This is a genomic window from Streptomyces sp. NL15-2K, assembly GCF_030551255.1.
Lineage (GTDB): Bacteria > Actinomycetota > Actinomycetes > Streptomycetales > Streptomycetaceae > Streptomyces.
Genome location: NZ_CP130630.1, coordinates 5,723,140 through 5,738,859 on the forward strand (window position 1 = coordinate 5,723,140; position 15,720 = coordinate 5,738,859).

General features: G+C 68.1%; 16 protein-coding genes. 8 read left to right on the forward strand and 8 right to left on the reverse strand.

Annotation, left to right across the window (positions count from 1 at the left end; genetic code table 11):
- Nucleotides 1–214 precede the first annotated feature (214 nt).
- A complete protein-coding gene (locus Q4V64_RS25680; RefSeq protein WP_124440765.1) occupies nucleotides 215–1,192 on the forward strand; it encodes a LysR family transcriptional regulator in 978 nt (325 codons plus the stop codon).
- A gap of 88 nt (nucleotides 1,193–1,280) precedes the next feature.
- Nucleotides 1,281–1,763 (forward strand): NUDIX hydrolase, encoded by a 483-nt coding sequence (locus tag Q4V64_RS25685; protein WP_124440764.1) that lies wholly within the window; start codon nucleotides 1,281–1,283, stop codon nucleotides 1,761–1,763.
- 13 nt (nucleotides 1,764–1,776) lie between these two features.
- Here Q4V64_RS25685 and Q4V64_RS25690 read toward each other — a convergent pair whose 3' ends face one another.
- Together Q4V64_RS25690 and Q4V64_RS25695 are read right to left on the reverse strand one after the other, a co-directional pair.
- Nucleotides 1,777–3,399, reverse strand: a complete 1,623-nt coding sequence (locus Q4V64_RS25690) for a globin domain-containing protein (RefSeq protein ID WP_253267016.1) — start codon at nucleotides 3,397–3,399, stop codon at nucleotides 1,777–1,779.
- Nucleotides 3,400–3,820: 421 nt separating this feature from the next.
- A complete protein-coding gene (locus Q4V64_RS25695; RefSeq protein ID WP_124440762.1) occupies nucleotides 3,821–4,453 on the reverse strand; it encodes an HAD-IB family phosphatase in 633 nt (210 codons plus the stop codon).
- Between the two features lie 193 nt (nucleotides 4,454–4,646).
- Here Q4V64_RS25695 and Q4V64_RS25700 point away from each other — a divergent pair, with 193 nt between their 5' ends.
- Both Q4V64_RS25700 and Q4V64_RS25705 read left to right on the forward strand, forming a co-directional pair.
- Nucleotides 4,647–5,513 carry a GNAT family N-acetyltransferase gene (locus Q4V64_RS25700; RefSeq protein WP_253267015.1) on the forward strand — a complete coding sequence of 289 codons (867 nt, stop codon included), beginning with the start codon at nucleotides 4,647–4,649 and terminating at the stop codon, nucleotides 5,511–5,513.
- 58 nt (nucleotides 5,514–5,571) lie between these two features.
- The gene (locus Q4V64_RS25705) at nucleotides 5,572–6,024 is read left to right on the forward strand and encodes a GNAT family N-acetyltransferase (protein ID WP_124440760.1); all 453 of its coding nucleotides are present in this window, start codon (nucleotides 5,572–5,574) and stop codon (nucleotides 6,022–6,024) included.
- Nucleotides 6,025–6,078: 54 nt separating this feature from the next.
- Here Q4V64_RS25705 and Q4V64_RS25710 read toward each other — a convergent pair whose 3' ends face one another.
- Together Q4V64_RS25710 and dnaB are read right to left on the reverse strand one after the other, a co-directional pair.
- Nucleotides 6,079–7,464 carry a serine hydrolase domain-containing protein gene (locus tag Q4V64_RS25710; protein WP_124440759.1) on the reverse strand — a complete coding sequence of 462 codons (1,386 nt, stop codon included), beginning with the start codon at nucleotides 7,462–7,464 and terminating at the stop codon, nucleotides 6,079–6,081.
- Between the two features lie 60 nt (nucleotides 7,465–7,524).
- Entirely contained in the window at nucleotides 7,525–9,003 is a 1,479-nt protein-coding gene (gene dnaB / locus Q4V64_RS25715; protein WP_124440758.1) for a replicative DNA helicase, read from the reverse strand.
- A gap of 460 nt (nucleotides 9,004–9,463) precedes the next feature.
- Between dnaB and Q4V64_RS25720 the strand changes: the two genes are divergently transcribed.
- Nucleotides 9,464–10,801: an MATE family efflux transporter gene (locus Q4V64_RS25720; protein ID WP_124440757.1), complete on the forward strand. Its 1,338-nt coding sequence runs from the start codon at nucleotides 9,464–9,466 to the stop codon at nucleotides 10,799–10,801.
- A 142-nt stretch (nucleotides 10,802–10,943) separates the two neighbouring features.
- Here the strand turns inward: Q4V64_RS25720 and rplI are convergent, their stop codons facing one another.
- The 4 genes from rplI to rpsF form a co-directional block, all read right to left on the reverse strand.
- Nucleotides 10,944–11,390: a 50S ribosomal protein L9 gene (gene rplI / locus Q4V64_RS25725; RefSeq protein WP_124440756.1), complete on the reverse strand. Its 447-nt coding sequence runs from the start codon at nucleotides 11,388–11,390 to the stop codon at nucleotides 10,944–10,946.
- 18 nt (nucleotides 11,391–11,408) lie between these two features.
- Nucleotides 11,409–11,645 (reverse strand): 30S ribosomal protein S18, encoded by a 237-nt coding sequence (rpsR, locus tag Q4V64_RS25730; RefSeq protein ID WP_003949403.1) that lies wholly within the window; start codon nucleotides 11,643–11,645, stop codon nucleotides 11,409–11,411.
- A 58-nt stretch (nucleotides 11,646–11,703) separates the two neighbouring features.
- Complete coding sequence (locus tag Q4V64_RS25735; protein WP_124440755.1) at nucleotides 11,704–12,318, reverse strand: single-stranded DNA-binding protein; 615 nt, start codon at nucleotides 12,316–12,318, stop codon at nucleotides 11,704–11,706.
- A 77-nt stretch (nucleotides 12,319–12,395) separates the two neighbouring features.
- Entirely contained in the window at nucleotides 12,396–12,686 is a 291-nt protein-coding gene (gene rpsF, locus Q4V64_RS25740) for a 30S ribosomal protein S6 (protein ID WP_005482942.1), read from the reverse strand.
- A gap of 264 nt (nucleotides 12,687–12,950) precedes the next feature.
- On the opposite strand from rpsF, the gene Q4V64_RS25745 reads away from it, so the two are divergent.
- From Q4V64_RS25745 to Q4V64_RS25755, 3 genes are all read left to right on the forward strand, one after another.
- Nucleotides 12,951–13,265 carry a hypothetical protein gene (locus tag Q4V64_RS25745; protein WP_124440754.1) on the forward strand — a complete coding sequence of 105 codons (315 nt, stop codon included), beginning with the start codon at nucleotides 12,951–12,953 and terminating at the stop codon, nucleotides 13,263–13,265.
- 179 nt (nucleotides 13,266–13,444) lie between these two features.
- Nucleotides 13,445–14,566: a peptidoglycan bridge formation glycyltransferase FemX gene (gene femX, locus Q4V64_RS25750; RefSeq protein ID WP_124440753.1), complete on the forward strand. Its 1,122-nt coding sequence runs from the start codon at nucleotides 13,445–13,447 to the stop codon at nucleotides 14,564–14,566.
- 74 nt (nucleotides 14,567–14,640) lie between these two features.
- Nucleotides 14,641–15,672 (forward strand): alanine racemase, encoded by a 1,032-nt coding sequence (locus tag Q4V64_RS25755; protein ID WP_124440752.1) that lies wholly within the window; start codon nucleotides 14,641–14,643, stop codon nucleotides 15,670–15,672.
- Nucleotides 15,673–15,720: the final 48 nt, after the last annotated feature.

Below are 15,720 nucleotides of genomic sequence, written 5' to 3' on the forward strand. Positions count from 1 at the left end.
CGGGACGATGTCCGGCTACGCACAGCGGACGGTCCGAGCCTCCCCCCTCGTGGCTCGGACCGTCCTCGGTTCTGCGCGCGAAGAACCGCGCGACCAAGGCTAGTTGACTCTCTGTCAGTGTCCAATCACGGTAGCGACAGAGACCTATCGACATATTTATAGTTGGGCCCTGCCTCGGAGCTGGGAGAAGGGCAGGGAACAGGAGGGCGTCGCCATGGATCTGGCCTTGCTGCGCACCTTTGTGACGGTGCACCGGGCCGGCTCCTTCACCCGCGCCGCCGCGCTGCTCGGCCTGTCCCAGCCGGCCGTGACCTCGCAGATCCGCACCCTGGAGCGGCAATTAGGGCGCCCGCTGTTCCTGCGGCAGGCCCGTGGGGTGACCCCGACGACCATCGGCGACGAGCTCGCCCACAAGGCCGCGCCGCATCTCGACGCCCTGGTGGAGATCGCCGAGACCGGGCTCGACGACGAGTCCTCCCTGCGGACACTGCACCTCGCCGGGCCTCCCGAGTTCACCGCCGAGCGGGCGCTGCCCGCGCTCACGGAGCTGACCGGCGAGGACGGCCAGGGCTTCGCCCTGCGCGCATCCTTCGGGAACGCCGAGGAAGTGCTGGAGGGGCTGGCCGCCGGGCATCACGATCTGGCCATCAGTACGGCCCGTCCGCGCGGCGCCCTGCTCACGGCGACTGCGCTCTGCGACGAAGAGCACGTTCTGGTCGCCGCCCCGCGCTGGGCCGAGATACTCGGTTCCGGGAGGCAGCACCCCAAGGGAGCTCGGGCACTGGAGGCCCTCGCCACGGTCGAGGGGACACGGTGCCCGGAGAACGTCCCTTTGATCAAGGGAGCGCCCGAGCTGGAGAACGTCCCCGTGGTCGAGGTGCATGAGTCGCTGCCGTTCGTCTCCCGCTACTGGGCTTCCGTCTTCGACTGCCGCCCGGCCGCCCCGGGCACCGTCATAGTCCCCGACCTGCGCGCGGTCATCGCCTGCGCGGCCGCGGGCGCCGGGCTGGCGGTGCTGCCCCGCTATCTGTGCGCACCCGCCCTGGAGCGCGGTGACGTCGTCGCGCTGCACGATCCGGCGGTGCCGCCACTGCGGACGTACTTCTTGGTGGTGCGCACGGGCACGCTGGCGATGCCGCACATCGCGCGGGCCCATGAGTGGCTCCTGCGGGCGGCTGACGTCTGGTGCTGAGCCTTCTTTGTGGGCTGGTCACGCGGTGCGCTCATCCGATGACCTTTCGCGATGTTTCACGTGGAACCAGCTGGGCCACATTTCTCCCATGACCGTCCGACCCGTGGTCAAGCGCACCGCCCGTGCCGTTCTGCTGGACGGTGACGACCTGATCCTCATCAAGCGCACCAAGCCCGGTCTGGATCCCTACTGGCTCACTCCCGGCGGCGGGGTCGAGCCGACGGACACGACCGTCGTCGACGCCCTGCACCGCGAGGTGTACGAGGAACTCGGCGCCAAGATCACCGATGTCGTGCCGTGCTTCGTCGACACCGTCGAGCACATCGGCGACGACGGCGGCGCGACCGGCGTGAAGGTGCAGCACTTCTTCGTCTGCCGGCTGGAGTCCATGGACCCGGCCCTGCGGCACGGTCCCGAGGTGGACGAGCCCATCGGCGAGTACGAGATCGTCCGGGTGCCGTTCACGCGCGTCGGGATCGCCTCCGTCCATCTCGTACCGCTGTCCCTGCGGCACTATCTGGACGGCAACATCGAAGGTGTACGCGCCATGCACGCACCCGACCTGGGCTGATGCCCCACATCTGTCACTGAGCCGTGGCGACGAGCTCTTCCACCGAGTCGTGGCGTATGCGCTCCGAGGGAACGCCGATGTCCCTGAGCGCGTCGACCCCGCTGCGGATCATTCCGGGCGGGCCCGAGAGATAGGCGTCGTACTCGTTCCACGGGCCGTACTCGCGTACGGCGTCGGGAAGCTGGAGATGCGCCTGCTGGTCGACGACCGCGCGGACCGAGAGCCACGGGTGGGACTGCTGGAGCCTGAGCATCGTGTCGATGTCGTAGAGGTCGTGGTCGGTGCGGGCGCCGTAGAACACCTCGACCGGGCGGCGTTCGCCGTGCTCGGCGACGTCCTCGACGAGCGCCTTGATGGGGGCTATACCGGTGCCACCGCCCAGACAGAGCAGGCCGCTGTCGGTGGTGTGGTCCACGGTCATCGAACCGGCGGGCGGACCGAGCCGGATGATGTCGCCGGGCCGGGCGCGGTGCACCAGGGCGTTGGAGACCCAGCCGGCGGGGACGGCCTTCACGTGGAACGACAGCAGACCGTCGGAGCGAGGGGCCGAGGCGAAGGAGTAGTGCCGCCAGATCCGCGGCCACCAGGGCGTCTCCACGCTCGCGTACTGCCCGGCGAGGAAGGGATAGGGCTGGTCGGGGCGGACGGTGACGACCGCGACGTCCTGCGTTCTGAGGTCGTGCGACACGACCTCCGCGTACCACCAGGCGGGAGCGCGCATCTCGTCCGCGGCCGCAGCGTCGATCATGACCTGCGAGATCGTCGTGTACGTGCGGACCCAGGCCGCCTCCGTCTCGGCGGTCCAGATGCCGGCGGCGTACTTGCTCAGCGCGCCGATGAGGCACTCACCGACGGCCGGGTAGTGCTCGGCCCGGGTGCCGTACTTGCGGTGGCCGCGACCGAGGTTCTGCAGGTAGTCGACGAGGACATCGGTGTTGTCTATGTGCTCGGCCGCGGTGAGCAGCGCCTTGAGCAGGCGGTCCCGTTGGGTGTCCATCGCTGCCGGGAACAGCGACCTCAGGTCGGGGTGGCGTACGAAGAGCAACGCGTAGAAGTACGACGTGACCTTGTCGGCCACGGGGCCGACCTCGGCCATGGTCCGGCGGATCAGCACGGCGTCCGGGGAGGCATCACCGGGCGGGACGGCGCGCTGGGCGGGGACGCGCTGTTCGGCGGGCGGGGGTTCGGTGGACGGTGCTTGGGCTGGTGGTGCCTGTGGCGCCCACGCGGGCGGCGCTTGAGTGGCCGGGGCTTGGGACTGGGCGGATATCGAGGGCGATATCGCGGACGCCTGTATCGGGGCGGGCTCGCCGGTCGAGGCGGGCTGTACGTCGGCGGTCGCCCCGGAGTGCCGCCGGTGACCGGCGGCCACGGTGGGCTGTGGTTCGCCGGCGGCCTGGCCTGGCTGCGGTGCGTCGCCGGTCGTCGAGGCGGGCGGTGCGGTGTCCTCTGCCGACGGATTCGTGCCAGTGCCTGTCGCCGTCCGGCCCACTGGGCGCATCGCGGCCAGACGGCGGCCCTCGGCCGTCTCCTCATCGCTGCCGGAAGTCGCCGCCGGCTGCTTGCGCGGCGTGAACCAGCCGCCCCCGCCGCCGGAAGTGCCGTTGTCGGCCGGCGTGGTGGTCGGAGCGTCCATGGTGTGCCTCGCCTCGAACATCTTTCGGTCGGTCTGCGCACTTCCTCGGTCGGGAGGTGCCTGCTTTCCCCCGCAGACGGCTTGCTTCCTTGTTCGCTGCCCGCAGCCAAGGTGGCCACATTCAACTCGTGTTCCGGCTCTGTACGGACAAGTAAGGCGAGAGTGTGACATTGGCCGCAGCACTCTCATCGCAGCGTCCCACTCGGCATGACGCTCCGGCCGCATAACCGGAAATGCGGGTCTTCGATCTCTCCGTCCCGTTAAGCTGCATGGCCTTGCTCTCGGCCCGCACAGGGTGCCCAGGAGACGCGGCCCCACCCGGACACGAACCGGAGTCGACCATACCGGCCACTGCTCCGCACACAAGTCCCCCCCTCCTCCACCATGAATGCGAGCGGGAGCGAACCGTCAATTCCTTCAATTACCGGGCGTGCCGCACCAATTCATAGGCTTCCCACAGATCCCCGCCCATGTAGGAGTGAGTCGATATACCGGACAGATGACGGTCGGCATTGATCGCGACGGAGGTCGGCACCGCGCCGAAGAGGTCCTTGTCCGACATCGAGTCGCCATACGCAACGCAGTCGGCCCGCGTCAGCCCGAACTCCTCGCACAACCGGTCGGCTATCAGGACCTTGGCCGCGGCACTGAGCACGCCGGCCGGGTCCACAGGCTCGGTGAAGGGTACGGCGGGAAAACTGGATCCGTACGCCGCATGGGCACCCCAGCCAGTGAGCCGCTCCACGAAGAACGAGGGTGAGAGCGACACCACGGCGCAGTAGTCGCCGTTCCTCCTGATCTCCGCCCACACATCACGGATACGGGCCAGCCACGGGGCCCCCTCGAAGGCCGCTGTCACATGCGCCTCGGTGAGTTCCGCCCAGAGGGCGTGCACCCGCGTCGCGTACTCGGGCGGTCCGATCAGCCCCGCTCCGATCGCCTGATCGAGCGCCACCGCCTCGGCTTCCAGGCCGAGTTGCCGGGAAATCTCCACCGGGGCGGTGGAGCCGTGCAACAACGTGCCGTCGAGATCGAAGAGATGAAGTCTCGCCATGTCGGGTAAGGCTACGGGCACAGTTTCGCGCATTGCGATCGGCGTCTGGACCGTCTCCGTTCGTCGGTGTTTCACGTGAAACATCTTGCGTCTACCACCAGGCTGTGCGGTTGGCCATGACATGGCCAAAAGCTCGTACGTCCACCCGGAAACAGGTGGACGTCGAGGGCACTCGTCGGACAGCCTGACGTGCGTGCCGACCTCTTCCTCCACTGCTCTGCCCATTCGCCGTCTGACGCTTCGCGATCTCACCGCCTGCGCCGACTTGTCCGAGGACCGGGGGTGGCCACGCGAGGAGCACAAGTGGGGCTTCCTCCTCGCGGCCGGGAAGGGCTACGGCATCGACGATCCCGGCGGCGGGCTCGTCAGCGCCTGCGTGGTCACCGAGTACGGACCTCAAGATCGCCCCGACCTCGGGGCCATCGGCATGGTGCTGGTCGCCGAGCGGCATGCCCGCCAGGGCGTCGGACGCCGGCTGATGCGTCACATCGTCTCGGCGATGGGCACCACACCGCTGACGCTGCATGCGACGCCGTACGGCCGCCCGCTCTACGAGGAACTCGGCTTCAAGGTCACCGGCCGAGCGGAAATGCTGTGCGGGCGCTTCACTCCTGGTGAGCGGGAGTCCGAGATGGTCACGCGCGCGGCGACCGCCGAGGACCTCACCGCCATCCTCCGTCTCGACGCGGAGGTGTTCGGCGCCGATCGCACGCACATCGTGACCCGGCTGCCCGCCTTCGCCGACCAGTTGCGCGTCGTCGAGGAAAGCGGCCGGATCATCGGCTACGCGGCCGCCTGGCCCAACATGGACACGCACGTGGTCGGCCCGCTGATCGCCCGCGACACACAGACCGCCAAGGCTCTGGTCTCCTCCCTCGCCGCCCACACCGACCGCCCGCTGCGCACCGACATCGACGTACGGCACGAAGAGCTGCTGGCGTGGGCGAAGGATCACGGCCTGGCGCCCATCGCCTTCAACGCGGTCATGACCTACGGCATCGCGGAGCTCCCCGGAGACTGGAAACGACGATTCGCTCCGGTGACGGTGGCGGCAGGCTGAGCCTCTCCGAGAGCGCGACGCCGACCTCGCGCAGGGCACTCATGCGTAGAGTGCGGTCATGGGAGATCTTGAGATGCGGCCCGCCACGGCTGAGGACGTCCCGGCGATCGTCGCCATGCTCGCCGATGACCCGTTGGGTGCCCAGCGTGAGTCACCGGACGACTTGGCCCCGTATCTGGCGGCGCTGGAGCGCGTCATGTCCGACCCCAACCAGCATGTGGTCGTCGCTGTCCGCAAGGGCCGTGTCGTCGGCACACTGCAGCTCACGATCATTCCCGGCTTGTCCCGGCGCGGCTCGACCAGGTCGATCATTGAGGGCGTGCGCGTCCACGCCGACGAGCGCGGCAGTGGCTTGGGTACGCAGTTGATCGAGTGGGCGATCGACGAATCCCGGCGTCAGAACTGCCGACTGGTCCAGCTCACCTCCGACAACACCCGCACGGACGCCCACCGCTTCTATGAGCGCCTCGGCTTCACGGCTTCCCACGTGGGCTTCAAGCTCCCGCTGTGACCCGTCAAGGGTCCTGTTTCACGTGAAACAGGACCCTTGACGCCGTGAGCGCGCCTATCCGATACCCCGCCACCCTTCGGGGTCGACACCGCCGGGCACGGAAGCCCCCTCGTCGTACGGCTGACGCGTCAGGACGAAGGACCCGAGGTCCAGATGGCTCACCGATCCGTCCGGACGCCGTACGGCCTTCAGGAGCTCCCCGGCGTAATAGCCCTCCAGGCCCGTCCAGGTGCCGTCGCCGTTCGCCCGGAACCGCGAGCGACGGCCATTGCCGGACAGGGGCTCCAGTGAGACGAGCCCGTCGGCCGTCAGACGCAGGGCAAAGGCATGTGTCCCCCAGTACCACTGACCCGCCAGCTCCAGCACGGAGGCGTCGACTTCGGTCAAGGGGCGCCATGGATCAGGAATGCGCGGCTCGGCCTCGGCGACGATCCGTACGAGATCGGCACCAACGGCCCATGGCAGCGGGCCGGACGTGCAATTGGCCAGCACCACCGCCGCGACGTCGTCCGCCACGCTGATGGTGAGGTTGGCCAGGAAGCCCGGCAGCGAACCCGAGTGCCCCACGAGCAGCCGGCCGTCCCCGTACTGGATCTGCAGTCCGAGGCCGTACGTCATGCCGTCCGCGACATCCGCGGCCTCGGCCGGCGCTGCGGGCATCCGCATCTCCCGCACGGTCCGGGCACTCAGCACCCGGTCGTCCCCCTTCGCCAGGAAGACGGCGAACCGCGCCAAGTCTCCGCTGGTGGACCAGAGTTGACCGGCCGGAGCCATACGACCGAGGTCCTCGGCGGGCTCGGGCAGCAGCACATCGGCCCAGGGGTGCACCGCCCAGCCGCCCGCGTGCGGCGCCTGCGGTCGCGTACTCGTACGGTCGAGGCCCAGAGGTTCGAGCACTTCGCGCCGCAATACCTCCTCCCACGGAGCCCCGCGCAGCTTCTCGACGAGCGCGCCCAGCAGGGTGTAACCGGGGTTGGAGTAGTGGAATCGACGGCCGGCCGGGTGCAGGAAGGGCTGCTCGCCCAGCACGTCGGCGAGTTCGGGCCGCAAGGATCCCGGGGTGCGTTCCCACCACGGAGCGGGTGACTCGGCGGCCAGTCCGCTCGTGTGGGCGAGGAGTTCGGCGATCGTGGCCTCCCCCGCGCCGGTTCCCGGCACGTGCTTCTCCAGTGGATCACTGAGGTCCAGCGCTCCCTCGTCCCGCAGCCGTAGTACGAGAACGGCGGTGAAGGTCTTGGTGATCGAGCCGATCCGGTACTGCACGTTCTGATCGGGCCCGTGCCCGTCCACCGAGGTTCGCGCGCCGTGCCACACGGTTCGCCCGTCTCGGACGACGGCAGCGACGAGCGAGGGGGCCCGCCCTTCGGCCTGGGCCACAGCGATCCGGTGCAGCAGCGCCCTACGCGTGCCGGGAAGCAGCTCTTCCTGAGGTGTCGTCATGCCCCCAGTCCATCCCGTGGGGCACTCGGGCGTCGAGCTCATTTACCCCAGGGTGGTCGGTCAGGTCTGGGCCATGTCCACGAAGCGTGAGTAGTGGCCCTGGAAGGCGACCGTGATCGTCGCCGTCGGGCCGTTACGGTGCTTGGCCACGATCAGGTCGGCCTCGCCCGCACGCGGGGACTCCTTCTCGTAGGCGTCCTCGCGGTGCAGCAGGATGACCATGTCGGCGTCCTGCTCGATGGAGCCGGACTCACGCAGGTCGGAGACCATCGGCTTCTTGTCCGTGCGCTGTTCCGGACCGCGGTTGAGCTGGGAGAGCGCGATGACCGGGAGTTCCAGCTCCTTGGCCAGCAGCTTGAGGTTTCGGGACATGTCCGAGACCTCCTGCTGACGGCTCTCGGCCCTCTTGGAACCGCCGGACTGCATCAGCTGGAGGTAGTCGATGACGACCAGCTTGAGGTCGTTGCGTTGCTTGAGGCGGCGGCACTTGGCGCGGATCTCCATCATCGACAGGTTCGGGGAGTCGTCGATGTAGAGCGGGGCGGCCGAGACGTCCGGCATTCTTCGGGCCAGACGCGTCCAGTCCTCGTCGGTCATCGTGCCGGAACGCATGTGGTGCAGGGCGACGCGGGCCTCGGCGGACAGCAGACGCATCGCGATCTCGTTGCGGCCCATTTCGAGGGAGAAGATGACGCTCGGCAGGTTGTTCTTGATCGACGCCGCGCGTGCGAAGTCCAGTGCGAGCGTGGACTTACCCATGGCGGGACGGGCGGCGATGACGATCATCTGGCCGGGGTGCAGGCCGTTGGTGAGCGAGTCGAAGTCGGTGAACCCCGTGGGGACACCGGTCATCTCGCCGCTGCGTGAACCGATCGCCTCGATCTCGTCGAGCGCGCCCTCCATGATGTCGCCGAGCGGCAGGTAGTCCTCGCTGGTGCGCTGCTCGGTGACCGCGTAGATCTCGGCCTGCGCCCGGTTGACGATCTCGTCGACGTCGTCGTCGCCCGCGTATCCCATTTGCGTGATGCGGGTGCCGGCCTCGACCAGCCGACGCAGGACCGCCCGCTCGTGGACGATCTCCGCGTAGTACTCGGCGTTGGCCGCCGTCGGCACGGTCTGGACAAGCGTGTGCAGATACGAAGCCCCGCCGACCTTGTTGATCTCGCCACGCTTGGTGAGTTCAGCGGCGATCGTGATGGGGTCGGCAGGCTCGCCCTTCGCATAGACGTCGAGGATCGCCTGGAAGATCGTCTCGTGCGCGGGCTTGTAGAAGTCGTGGCCCTTGAGCACCTCGACGACGTCGGCGATGGCGTCCTTGGACAGGAGCATGCCACCAAGAACGGACTGCTCGGCGTCCAGGTCCTGTGGGGGGACGCGCTCGAAGGACGTACCGCCGCCGTCCCAGGCGCCGCTCTCCCGGCCGCGCTCGTGCTGCTCGTCGCGACCCGGGGCTCCATCGCTGTGGCGGCGGGAGGCGGGCAGACGATCACTGGGACCGCTGTCGGCCCACGGGTCGTCCAAGGGCTCGGAAATGCTCACCGAGCCACCTCCTCCCGTCCGCGGAGCGGACCTTCGCCGTGCCCCTCATTTCTACGGCACGCCACTGACAAATAAGACGCCCAACTCCGGTTCTGGCGCGTCGGGTTTGTGGTGATTTCTCAGCCGACGGACGGAGCGGGCGCCGGACAACCGTAGGCCCCCGGGCACCGTCAGCCAATCCGGTTATCCACAGGCCATGTGGACGACGGCCCCGATGCTGTGGAGAACTCCGCAAAACCTGTGCACGACACGGTGGACAGGCCTGTGAACAAGCCACGACATCTCCCGCGACAACCGACCTGACCTGCTGTTTTCCCGTCCACCGGCTGTGCAGAAGAAAAACTTCCCAAGTCAGATCAAGATCATTTCGAATGGTGCACAAGAGTGCGCAGCGCGGCACAAGAAGTAAGGGATGCAAGCCAATTGCATCTATTACCTGTGGACGATTAGATTGATGCTCATGACACAGGCTCCCGCGACTCCCAAGGCCAACCGACGACAGCACGACCGAGAGATCGTCGCGCTGGCCGTCCCGGCCTTCGGCGCACTCGTCGCTGAGCCCCTCTTCGTCATGGCCGACAGCGCGATCGTGGGCCATCTGGGCACCGCGCAACTCGCAGGACTCGGCGTCGCCTCCGCCCTCCTCACGACAGCCGTCAGCATCTTCGTCTTCCTGGCCTACGCCACCACTGCCGCCGTCGCCCGACGCGTCGGCGCGGGCGACCTCCAGTCCGCCATCCGCCAAGGCATGGACGGCATCTGGCTGGCCCTGTTGCTCGGTGCCGCCGTCATCGTCGTCGTCGTGCCCACGGCACCGGCCATTGTGGAGCTCTTCGGCGCCTCCGAAACCGCGGCCCCCTACGCGACCACCTATCTGCGGATCTCGGCACTCGGTATCCCGGCCATGCTTGTCGTACTCGCCGCGACCGGAGTGCTGCGTGGCCTGCAGGACACCAGAACACCGCTCTATGTCGCCGTGGCTGGCTTCATCGCCAACGCCGCACTCAACGTCGGCCTCGTCTACGGCGCTGACCTCGGCATCGCGGGCTCCGCCTGGGGAACCGTCATCGCCCAGTGCGGCATGGCCGCGGCCTACCTCGTGGTCGTTGTCCGCGGCGCCCGCAGGCACGGTGCCTCATTGCGCCCCGACGCCGGTGGGATCAGGGCCTCCGCCCAAGCCGGCGTTCCCCTCCTGGTCCGTACGCTCTCGCTGCGAGCGATCCTGATGATCGCCACAGCCGTCGCGGCACGCCTCGGCGATGCCGACATCGCTGCGCACCAAATCATTCTGTCCCTGTGGAACCTGCTCGCCTTCGCTCTCGACGCCATCGCCATCGCCGGACAGGCCATCATCGGGCGGTATCTCGGCGCCGGCAACATCCAAGGCGCCCGTCAGGCGTGCCGTCGCATGGTGGAGTGGGGCATCGCGGTGGGAGTCGTGCTGGGCGCCTTGGTCCTGATCGCCAGGCCGGTGTTCTTGCCACTGTTCACCAGCGACTCCGTCGTCAAGGACGCCGCCCTGCCCGCACTGGTGGTCGTGGCCGTCGCGCAGCCGATCTGCGGCGTCGTCTACGTCCTGGACGGAGTCCTCATGGGCGCCGGCGACGGCCCCTATCTGGCGTGGGCGATGCTGCTCACTCTGGCGGTCTTCACGCCGGCCGCGCTGCTCGTGCCTGCCCTGGGTGGTGGACTGACGGCCGTCTGGACCACCATGACGCTGATGATGGCGGTACGCATGCTGACCTTGTGGCTGCGTTCCCGGTCCGGCCGCTGGCTGGTGACGGGGGCGACGCGTTGACCGTTTCACGTGAAACCCTCGTGTCCGGTCGCCCTGACCGTTTCACGTGAAACATGACCACCGGGCCGGGCCCCGGCATGCGAGAAGGGGCCGCGCCCTCGCGGGTACGGCCCCTTCTCGGCTGTTCAGACCGGCTCAGCGATCAGGCCGAGACGACCTCGATGTTGACCTTGGCGGCAACCTCGGGGTGCAGACGCACGGACGTCTCGTGCGCGCCCAGGGTCTTGATCGGCGCGCCGAGCTCGATGCGGCGCTTGTCGACCTCGGGGCCACCGGAAGCCTTGATCGCGGAAGCGATGTCGGCCGGGGTGACGGAACCGAAGAGACGACCGGCGTCGCCGGAGCGGACGGCCAGGCGGACCTTGACACCCTCGAGCTGGGCCTTCACAGCGTTGGCCTGCTCGATGGTCTGGATCTCGTGGATCTTGCGAGCACGACGGATCTGCTCGACGTCCTTCTCGCCACCCTTGGTCCAACGGATCGCGAAGTTCCGCGGGATCAGGTAGTTGCGAGCGTAACCGTCCTTGACGTCGACGACGTCGCCCGCGGCACCGAGGCCGGAGACCTCGTGGGTGAGGATGATCTTCATGTGTCGGTCACCCTTCCCTTATCGCGCGGTGGACGTGTAGGGCAGCAGCGCCATCTCACGGCTGTTCTTGACGGCCGTGGCGACGTCACGCTGGTGCTGCGTGCAGTTGCCGGTCACGCGGCGGGCACGGATTTTGCCGCGGTCGGAAATGAACTTCCGCAGCATGTTCGTGTCCTTGTAGTCCACGTACGTGACCTTGTCCTTGCAGAAAGCGCAGACCTTCTTCTTCGGCTTGCGCACAGGCGGCTTCGCCATGGTGTATCTCCTGTGTGATCAAGAAGTGTGGGTACGGCCCCCCCCTCGGCCCGAAGGCCTAGAAGGGGGGCTCGTCCGAGTAGCCGCCGCCACCGCCGCCACCGCCGCCAGCGCCGCCGGCGCCGCCGGAGCTTCCGCCCCAGCCGCCGCCACCGCCACCCTGGTTGCCACCGGCGGGAGCGCCGGTCGCCCACGGGTCGTCGGCGGGAGCGCCGCCGCCCTGCTGACCGCCGCCAGGGCCACCGCCCCAGCCGCCGCCACCCTGGCCGCCGCCACCACCACCGCTGTAACCGCCCTGGCCACCGCGGCCGGTGGTCTTGGTGACCTTGGCCGTGGCATTGCGCAGGCTGGCGCCGACTTCTTCGACGTCCAGCTCATAGACCGTGCGCTTGACGCCCTCACGGTCCTCGTAGGACCGCTGCTTCAGCCGGCCCTGCACGATGACGCGCATGCCTCGCTGGAGCGACTCGGCGACGTTCTCCGCCGCCTGGCGCCAGACCGAGCAGGTCAGGAACAGGCTCTCGCCGTCCTTCCACTCGTTCGTCTGGCGGTCGAAGGTGCGGGGGGTGGACGCGACACGGAACTTCGCGACCGCCGCACCGGACGGGGTGAAGCGCAGCTCGGGGTCATCGACAAGATTGCCGACGACCGTGATGACGGTCTCGCCTGCCATGGGGGAACCTCTCGGCGGGTTTGCTGCTGGCTGCTGGTGCTGCTACTCGAATCCCGAGATCAGCTGAGCGGGAGAGCTCAGTGGGTCTCGGGGCGGAGGACCTTGGTCCGGAGGACCGACTCGTTCAGGTTCATCTGGCGGTCGAGCTCCTTGACGACCGCAGGCTCGGCCTGCAGGTCGATGACCGAGTAGATGCCCTCGGGCTTCTTCTTGATCTCGTACGAGAGACGACGACGGCCCCAGGTGTCGACCTTCTCGACCTTGCCGTTGCCCTCACGGACGACGGAGAGGAAGTTCTCGATCAGAGGGGCGACAGCGCGCTCCTCCAGATCGGGGTCGAGGATGACCATCACCTCGTAGTGACGCATGTGGAACCCACCTCCTTTGGACTCAGCGGCCACGGTCGTTCCGTGGCAGGAGGGTTGTGATGCGTAGGTAACCGTATCGGCCGCCACTGACAATCGGGGGTCCCGAGCGGGAGTCCCTGTCTTGGCGTGGGCAGACACCGGCACAGACGGTACAGAGTACCCGCACACGCGCTCCCGGTTGAAATCAGGCCTCCGGGACCGTCAATCTGTACACATCGGGTGTGTATGGCGCTACGATGCGCCGCCTTTCGCAGGAGGTGCCCCATGGCACAGGCAATGCGACCCAACACCGTCGGAGGGCTGTTCGCCACGGACGGCAAGCCCCACCCGCGCCAGGACACGCTGCTCGCGGTGACCCTGGTGCTGGGCATCACGTCTTTCGTCACGGCGATGTTCCACGACCTGCACCTGCTCAGCTCCTGGACCGGCCTGGTGGGCCTCATCACCGGCGCGTACGGGCAGTGGATATCGGAGACGACTCGTGAACGCTTCGGGCTGATCCTGGGCATGGGCGCAGCAGGAGTCGGTTTCTTCCTCGGCATGGCGCACGGCGGTCTCTTCGGCGGGGTCGTCGGCTGACGCCACGGACACCGTTCACCGAACACCCCATATCGCACTACGGAACGCCTCGGTGGCCAACAGGCCGGGGCGAAGGTTCCGTACGCCCAGTCGAGGCGCTCGCAAGGCGCAGTAGGCTTCCGCACCAGAGCCGGAGCCCCTGTACCCATGGGGACACACCAGCCCGAGGAGCGCCCCGAATGAGCCTGACCCTGAGGACGATCAGTCGCGAGCAGCATCTGGCGTACATCCAGAGCCTGCCGTCGGCGAGCCACATGCAGGTTCCGGCCTGGGCGGACGTCAAGGCGGAGTGGCGCTCCGAGAGCCTCGGCTGGTTCGACGACCGTACGGGCGAGATGGTCGGCGCGGGTCTCGTCCTCTACCGGCAGCTGCCCAAGATCAAGCGCTACCTCGCCTATCTGCCCGAGGGCCCGGTCATCAACTGGTTCGCGCCGAATCTCACCGACTGGCTGGAACCGATGCTCGCGCACCTCAAGCAGCAGGGCGCCTTCTCGGTGAAGATGGGCCCACCGGTGATCATCCGGCGCTGGGAGGCCGGGTCCATCAAGCAGGGCATCCAGAACCCGGACGTGAAGCGGCTGCGCGACATCGAGGCCGACTTCATCGAGCCGCGCGCCTTCGAGGTCGCCGACAAGCTGCGCCGCATGGGCTGGCAGCAGGGCGAGGACGGGGGTGCAGGCTTCGGCGACGTACAGCCGCGCTACGTCTTCCAGGTGCCGCTGGCCAACCGCTCCCTGGAAGAGGTCCACAAGAACTTCAACCAGCTGTGGCGCCGCAACATCAAGAAGGCCGAGAAGGCCGGCGTCGAGGTCGTCCAGGGCGGTTACCACGACCTCGAGGAATGGCAGCGGCTGTACGAGATCACAGCTGTGCGTGACCACTTCCGGCCCCGCCCGCTGTCGTACTTCCAGCGCATGTGGACGGCCCTCAACACCGAGGACCCCAACCGCATGCGGCTGTACTTCGCCCGGCACAACGGCGTGAACCTGTCGGCGGCGACGATGCTCATCGTCGGCGGGCACGTCTGGTACTCCTACGGCGCCTCCGACAACATCGGCCGCGAGGTCCGGCCCTCGAACGCGATGCAGTGGCGGATGCTGCGCGACGCCTATGCGCTCGGCGCCACCGTCTACGACCTGCGAGGCATCTCCGACTCGCTGGACGAGACCGACCACCTCTTCGGCCTGATCCAGTTCAAGGTGGGCACGGGCGGCCAGGCCGCCGAGTACCTCGGCGAGTGGGACTTCCCGCTGAACAAGCTGCTCCACAAGGCGCTCGACATCTACATGTCGCGCCGCTGAGCTCCAGCCGTTTGCTTCGATAGCTTCCATACCTCTGATACACCGCAGCCACGAGAAAGGTTCCAGGTCCGGCCATGGCGCTCACGCTCTACGTCGACACCGCGCGCTGGCGGGCGCACCACAAGCACGTGCAGGAGCAGTTCCCGGGGCTCGTCCCGGTCTGCAAGGGCAATGGCTACGGCTTCGGACACGAGCGGCTCGCTGAGGAAGCCACGCGGCTGGGCTCGGACGTGCTCGCCGTCGGCACGACGTACGAGGCCGCTCGGATCAAAGACTGGTTCGGCGGTGACCTGCTGGTCCTGACGCCGTACCGGCGCGGCGAGGAGCCCGTACCGCTGCCCGACCGGGTCATCCGCTCGGTGTCGTCGATCGACGGTGTCTACGGCCTCGTGGGTGCCCGGGTGGTCATCGAGGTGATGTCCTCGATGAAGCGGCACGGCATCAGCGAGCGGGACCTGCCCCAACTGCACGCGGCCATAGAGAACGTCCGCCTGGAAGGCTTCGCGATCCACCTGCCGCTGGACCGGACCGACGGCTCGGACGCCGTCGAGGAGGTCATCGGCTGGATGGACCGGCTGCGCGCGGCCCGTCTGCCGCTGCACACGATGTTCGTCAGCCACCTCAAGGCCGAGGATCTCGCCCGGCTGCAACAGCAGTTCCCGCAGACCCGCTTCCGCGCCCGAATCGGCACGCGGCTGTGGCTGGGGGACCACGAGGCCACCGAGTACCGCGGCGCGGTCCTGGACGTCACCCGCGTCGCCAAGGGCGACCGCTTCGGCTACCGGCAGCAGAAGGCGGCCTCCGACGGCTTCCTGGTGGTTGTGGCGGGCGGTACGTCGCACGGGGTGGGACTGGAGGCGCCCAAGGCCCTGCACGGCGTCATGCCGCGCGCCAAGGGCGTTGCCCGGGCCGGCCTCGCCACGGTCAACCGGAACCTTTCTCCGTTCGTCTGGGGCGGCAAGCAGCGCTGGTTCGCAGAGCCGCCGCACATGCAGGTCTCGATCCTGTTCGTGCCGGCCGACGCCGCGGAGCCGAAGGTCGGCGAGGAGCTGGTGGCCCATCTGCGGCACACCACCACGCAGTTCGACCGGCTCGTCGACCGCTGAGTCCCCGTCGAGACAGCCGAAAGGCCGTACACGGAAGGTTCCGTGTAC

What these genes read in the sequence shown, in the direction of transcription:
- Q4V64_RS25680 (WP_124440765.1), top strand. Translation starts at nt 215, where the DNA reads ATGGATCTGGCCTTGCTGCGCACCTTTGTGACGGTGCACCGGGCCGGC.
- Q4V64_RS25685 (WP_124440764.1), top strand. Translation starts at nt 1,281, where the DNA reads ATGACCGTCCGACCCGTGGTCAAGCGCACCGCCCGTGCCGTTCTGCTG.
- Q4V64_RS25690 (WP_253267016.1), bottom strand. Translation starts at nt 3,399, where the DNA reads ATGGACGCTCCGACCACCACGCCGGCCGACAACGGCACTTCCGGCGGC.
- Q4V64_RS25695 (WP_124440762.1), bottom strand. Translation starts at nt 4,453, where the DNA reads ATGGCGAGACTTCATCTCTTCGATCTCGACGGCACGTTGTTGCACGGC.
- Q4V64_RS25705 (WP_124440760.1), top strand. Translation starts at nt 5,572, where the DNA reads ATGGGAGATCTTGAGATGCGGCCCGCCACGGCTGAGGACGTCCCGGCG.
- Q4V64_RS25710 (WP_124440759.1), bottom strand. Translation starts at nt 7,464, where the DNA reads ATGACGACACCTCAGGAAGAGCTGCTTCCCGGCACGCGTAGGGCGCTG.
- Q4V64_RS25720 (WP_124440757.1), top strand. Translation starts at nt 9,464, where the DNA reads ATGACACAGGCTCCCGCGACTCCCAAGGCCAACCGACGACAGCACGAC.
- rplI (WP_124440756.1), bottom strand. Translation starts at nt 11,390, where the DNA reads ATGAAGATCATCCTCACCCACGAGGTCTCCGGCCTCGGTGCCGCGGGC.
- rpsR (WP_003949403.1), bottom strand. Translation starts at nt 11,645, where the DNA reads ATGGCGAAGCCGCCTGTGCGCAAGCCGAAGAAGAAGGTCTGCGCTTTC.
- Q4V64_RS25735 (WP_124440755.1), bottom strand. Translation starts at nt 12,318, where the DNA reads ATGGCAGGCGAGACCGTCATCACGGTCGTCGGCAATCTTGTCGATGAC.
- rpsF (WP_005482942.1), bottom strand. Translation starts at nt 12,686, where the DNA reads ATGCGTCACTACGAGGTGATGGTCATCCTCGACCCCGATCTGGAGGAG.
- Q4V64_RS25745 (WP_124440754.1), top strand. Translation starts at nt 12,951, where the DNA reads ATGGCACAGGCAATGCGACCCAACACCGTCGGAGGGCTGTTCGCCACG.
- femX (WP_124440753.1), top strand. Translation starts at nt 13,445, where the DNA reads ATGAGCCTGACCCTGAGGACGATCAGTCGCGAGCAGCATCTGGCGTAC.
- Q4V64_RS25755 (WP_124440752.1), top strand. Translation starts at nt 14,641, where the DNA reads ATGGCGCTCACGCTCTACGTCGACACCGCGCGCTGGCGGGCGCACCAC.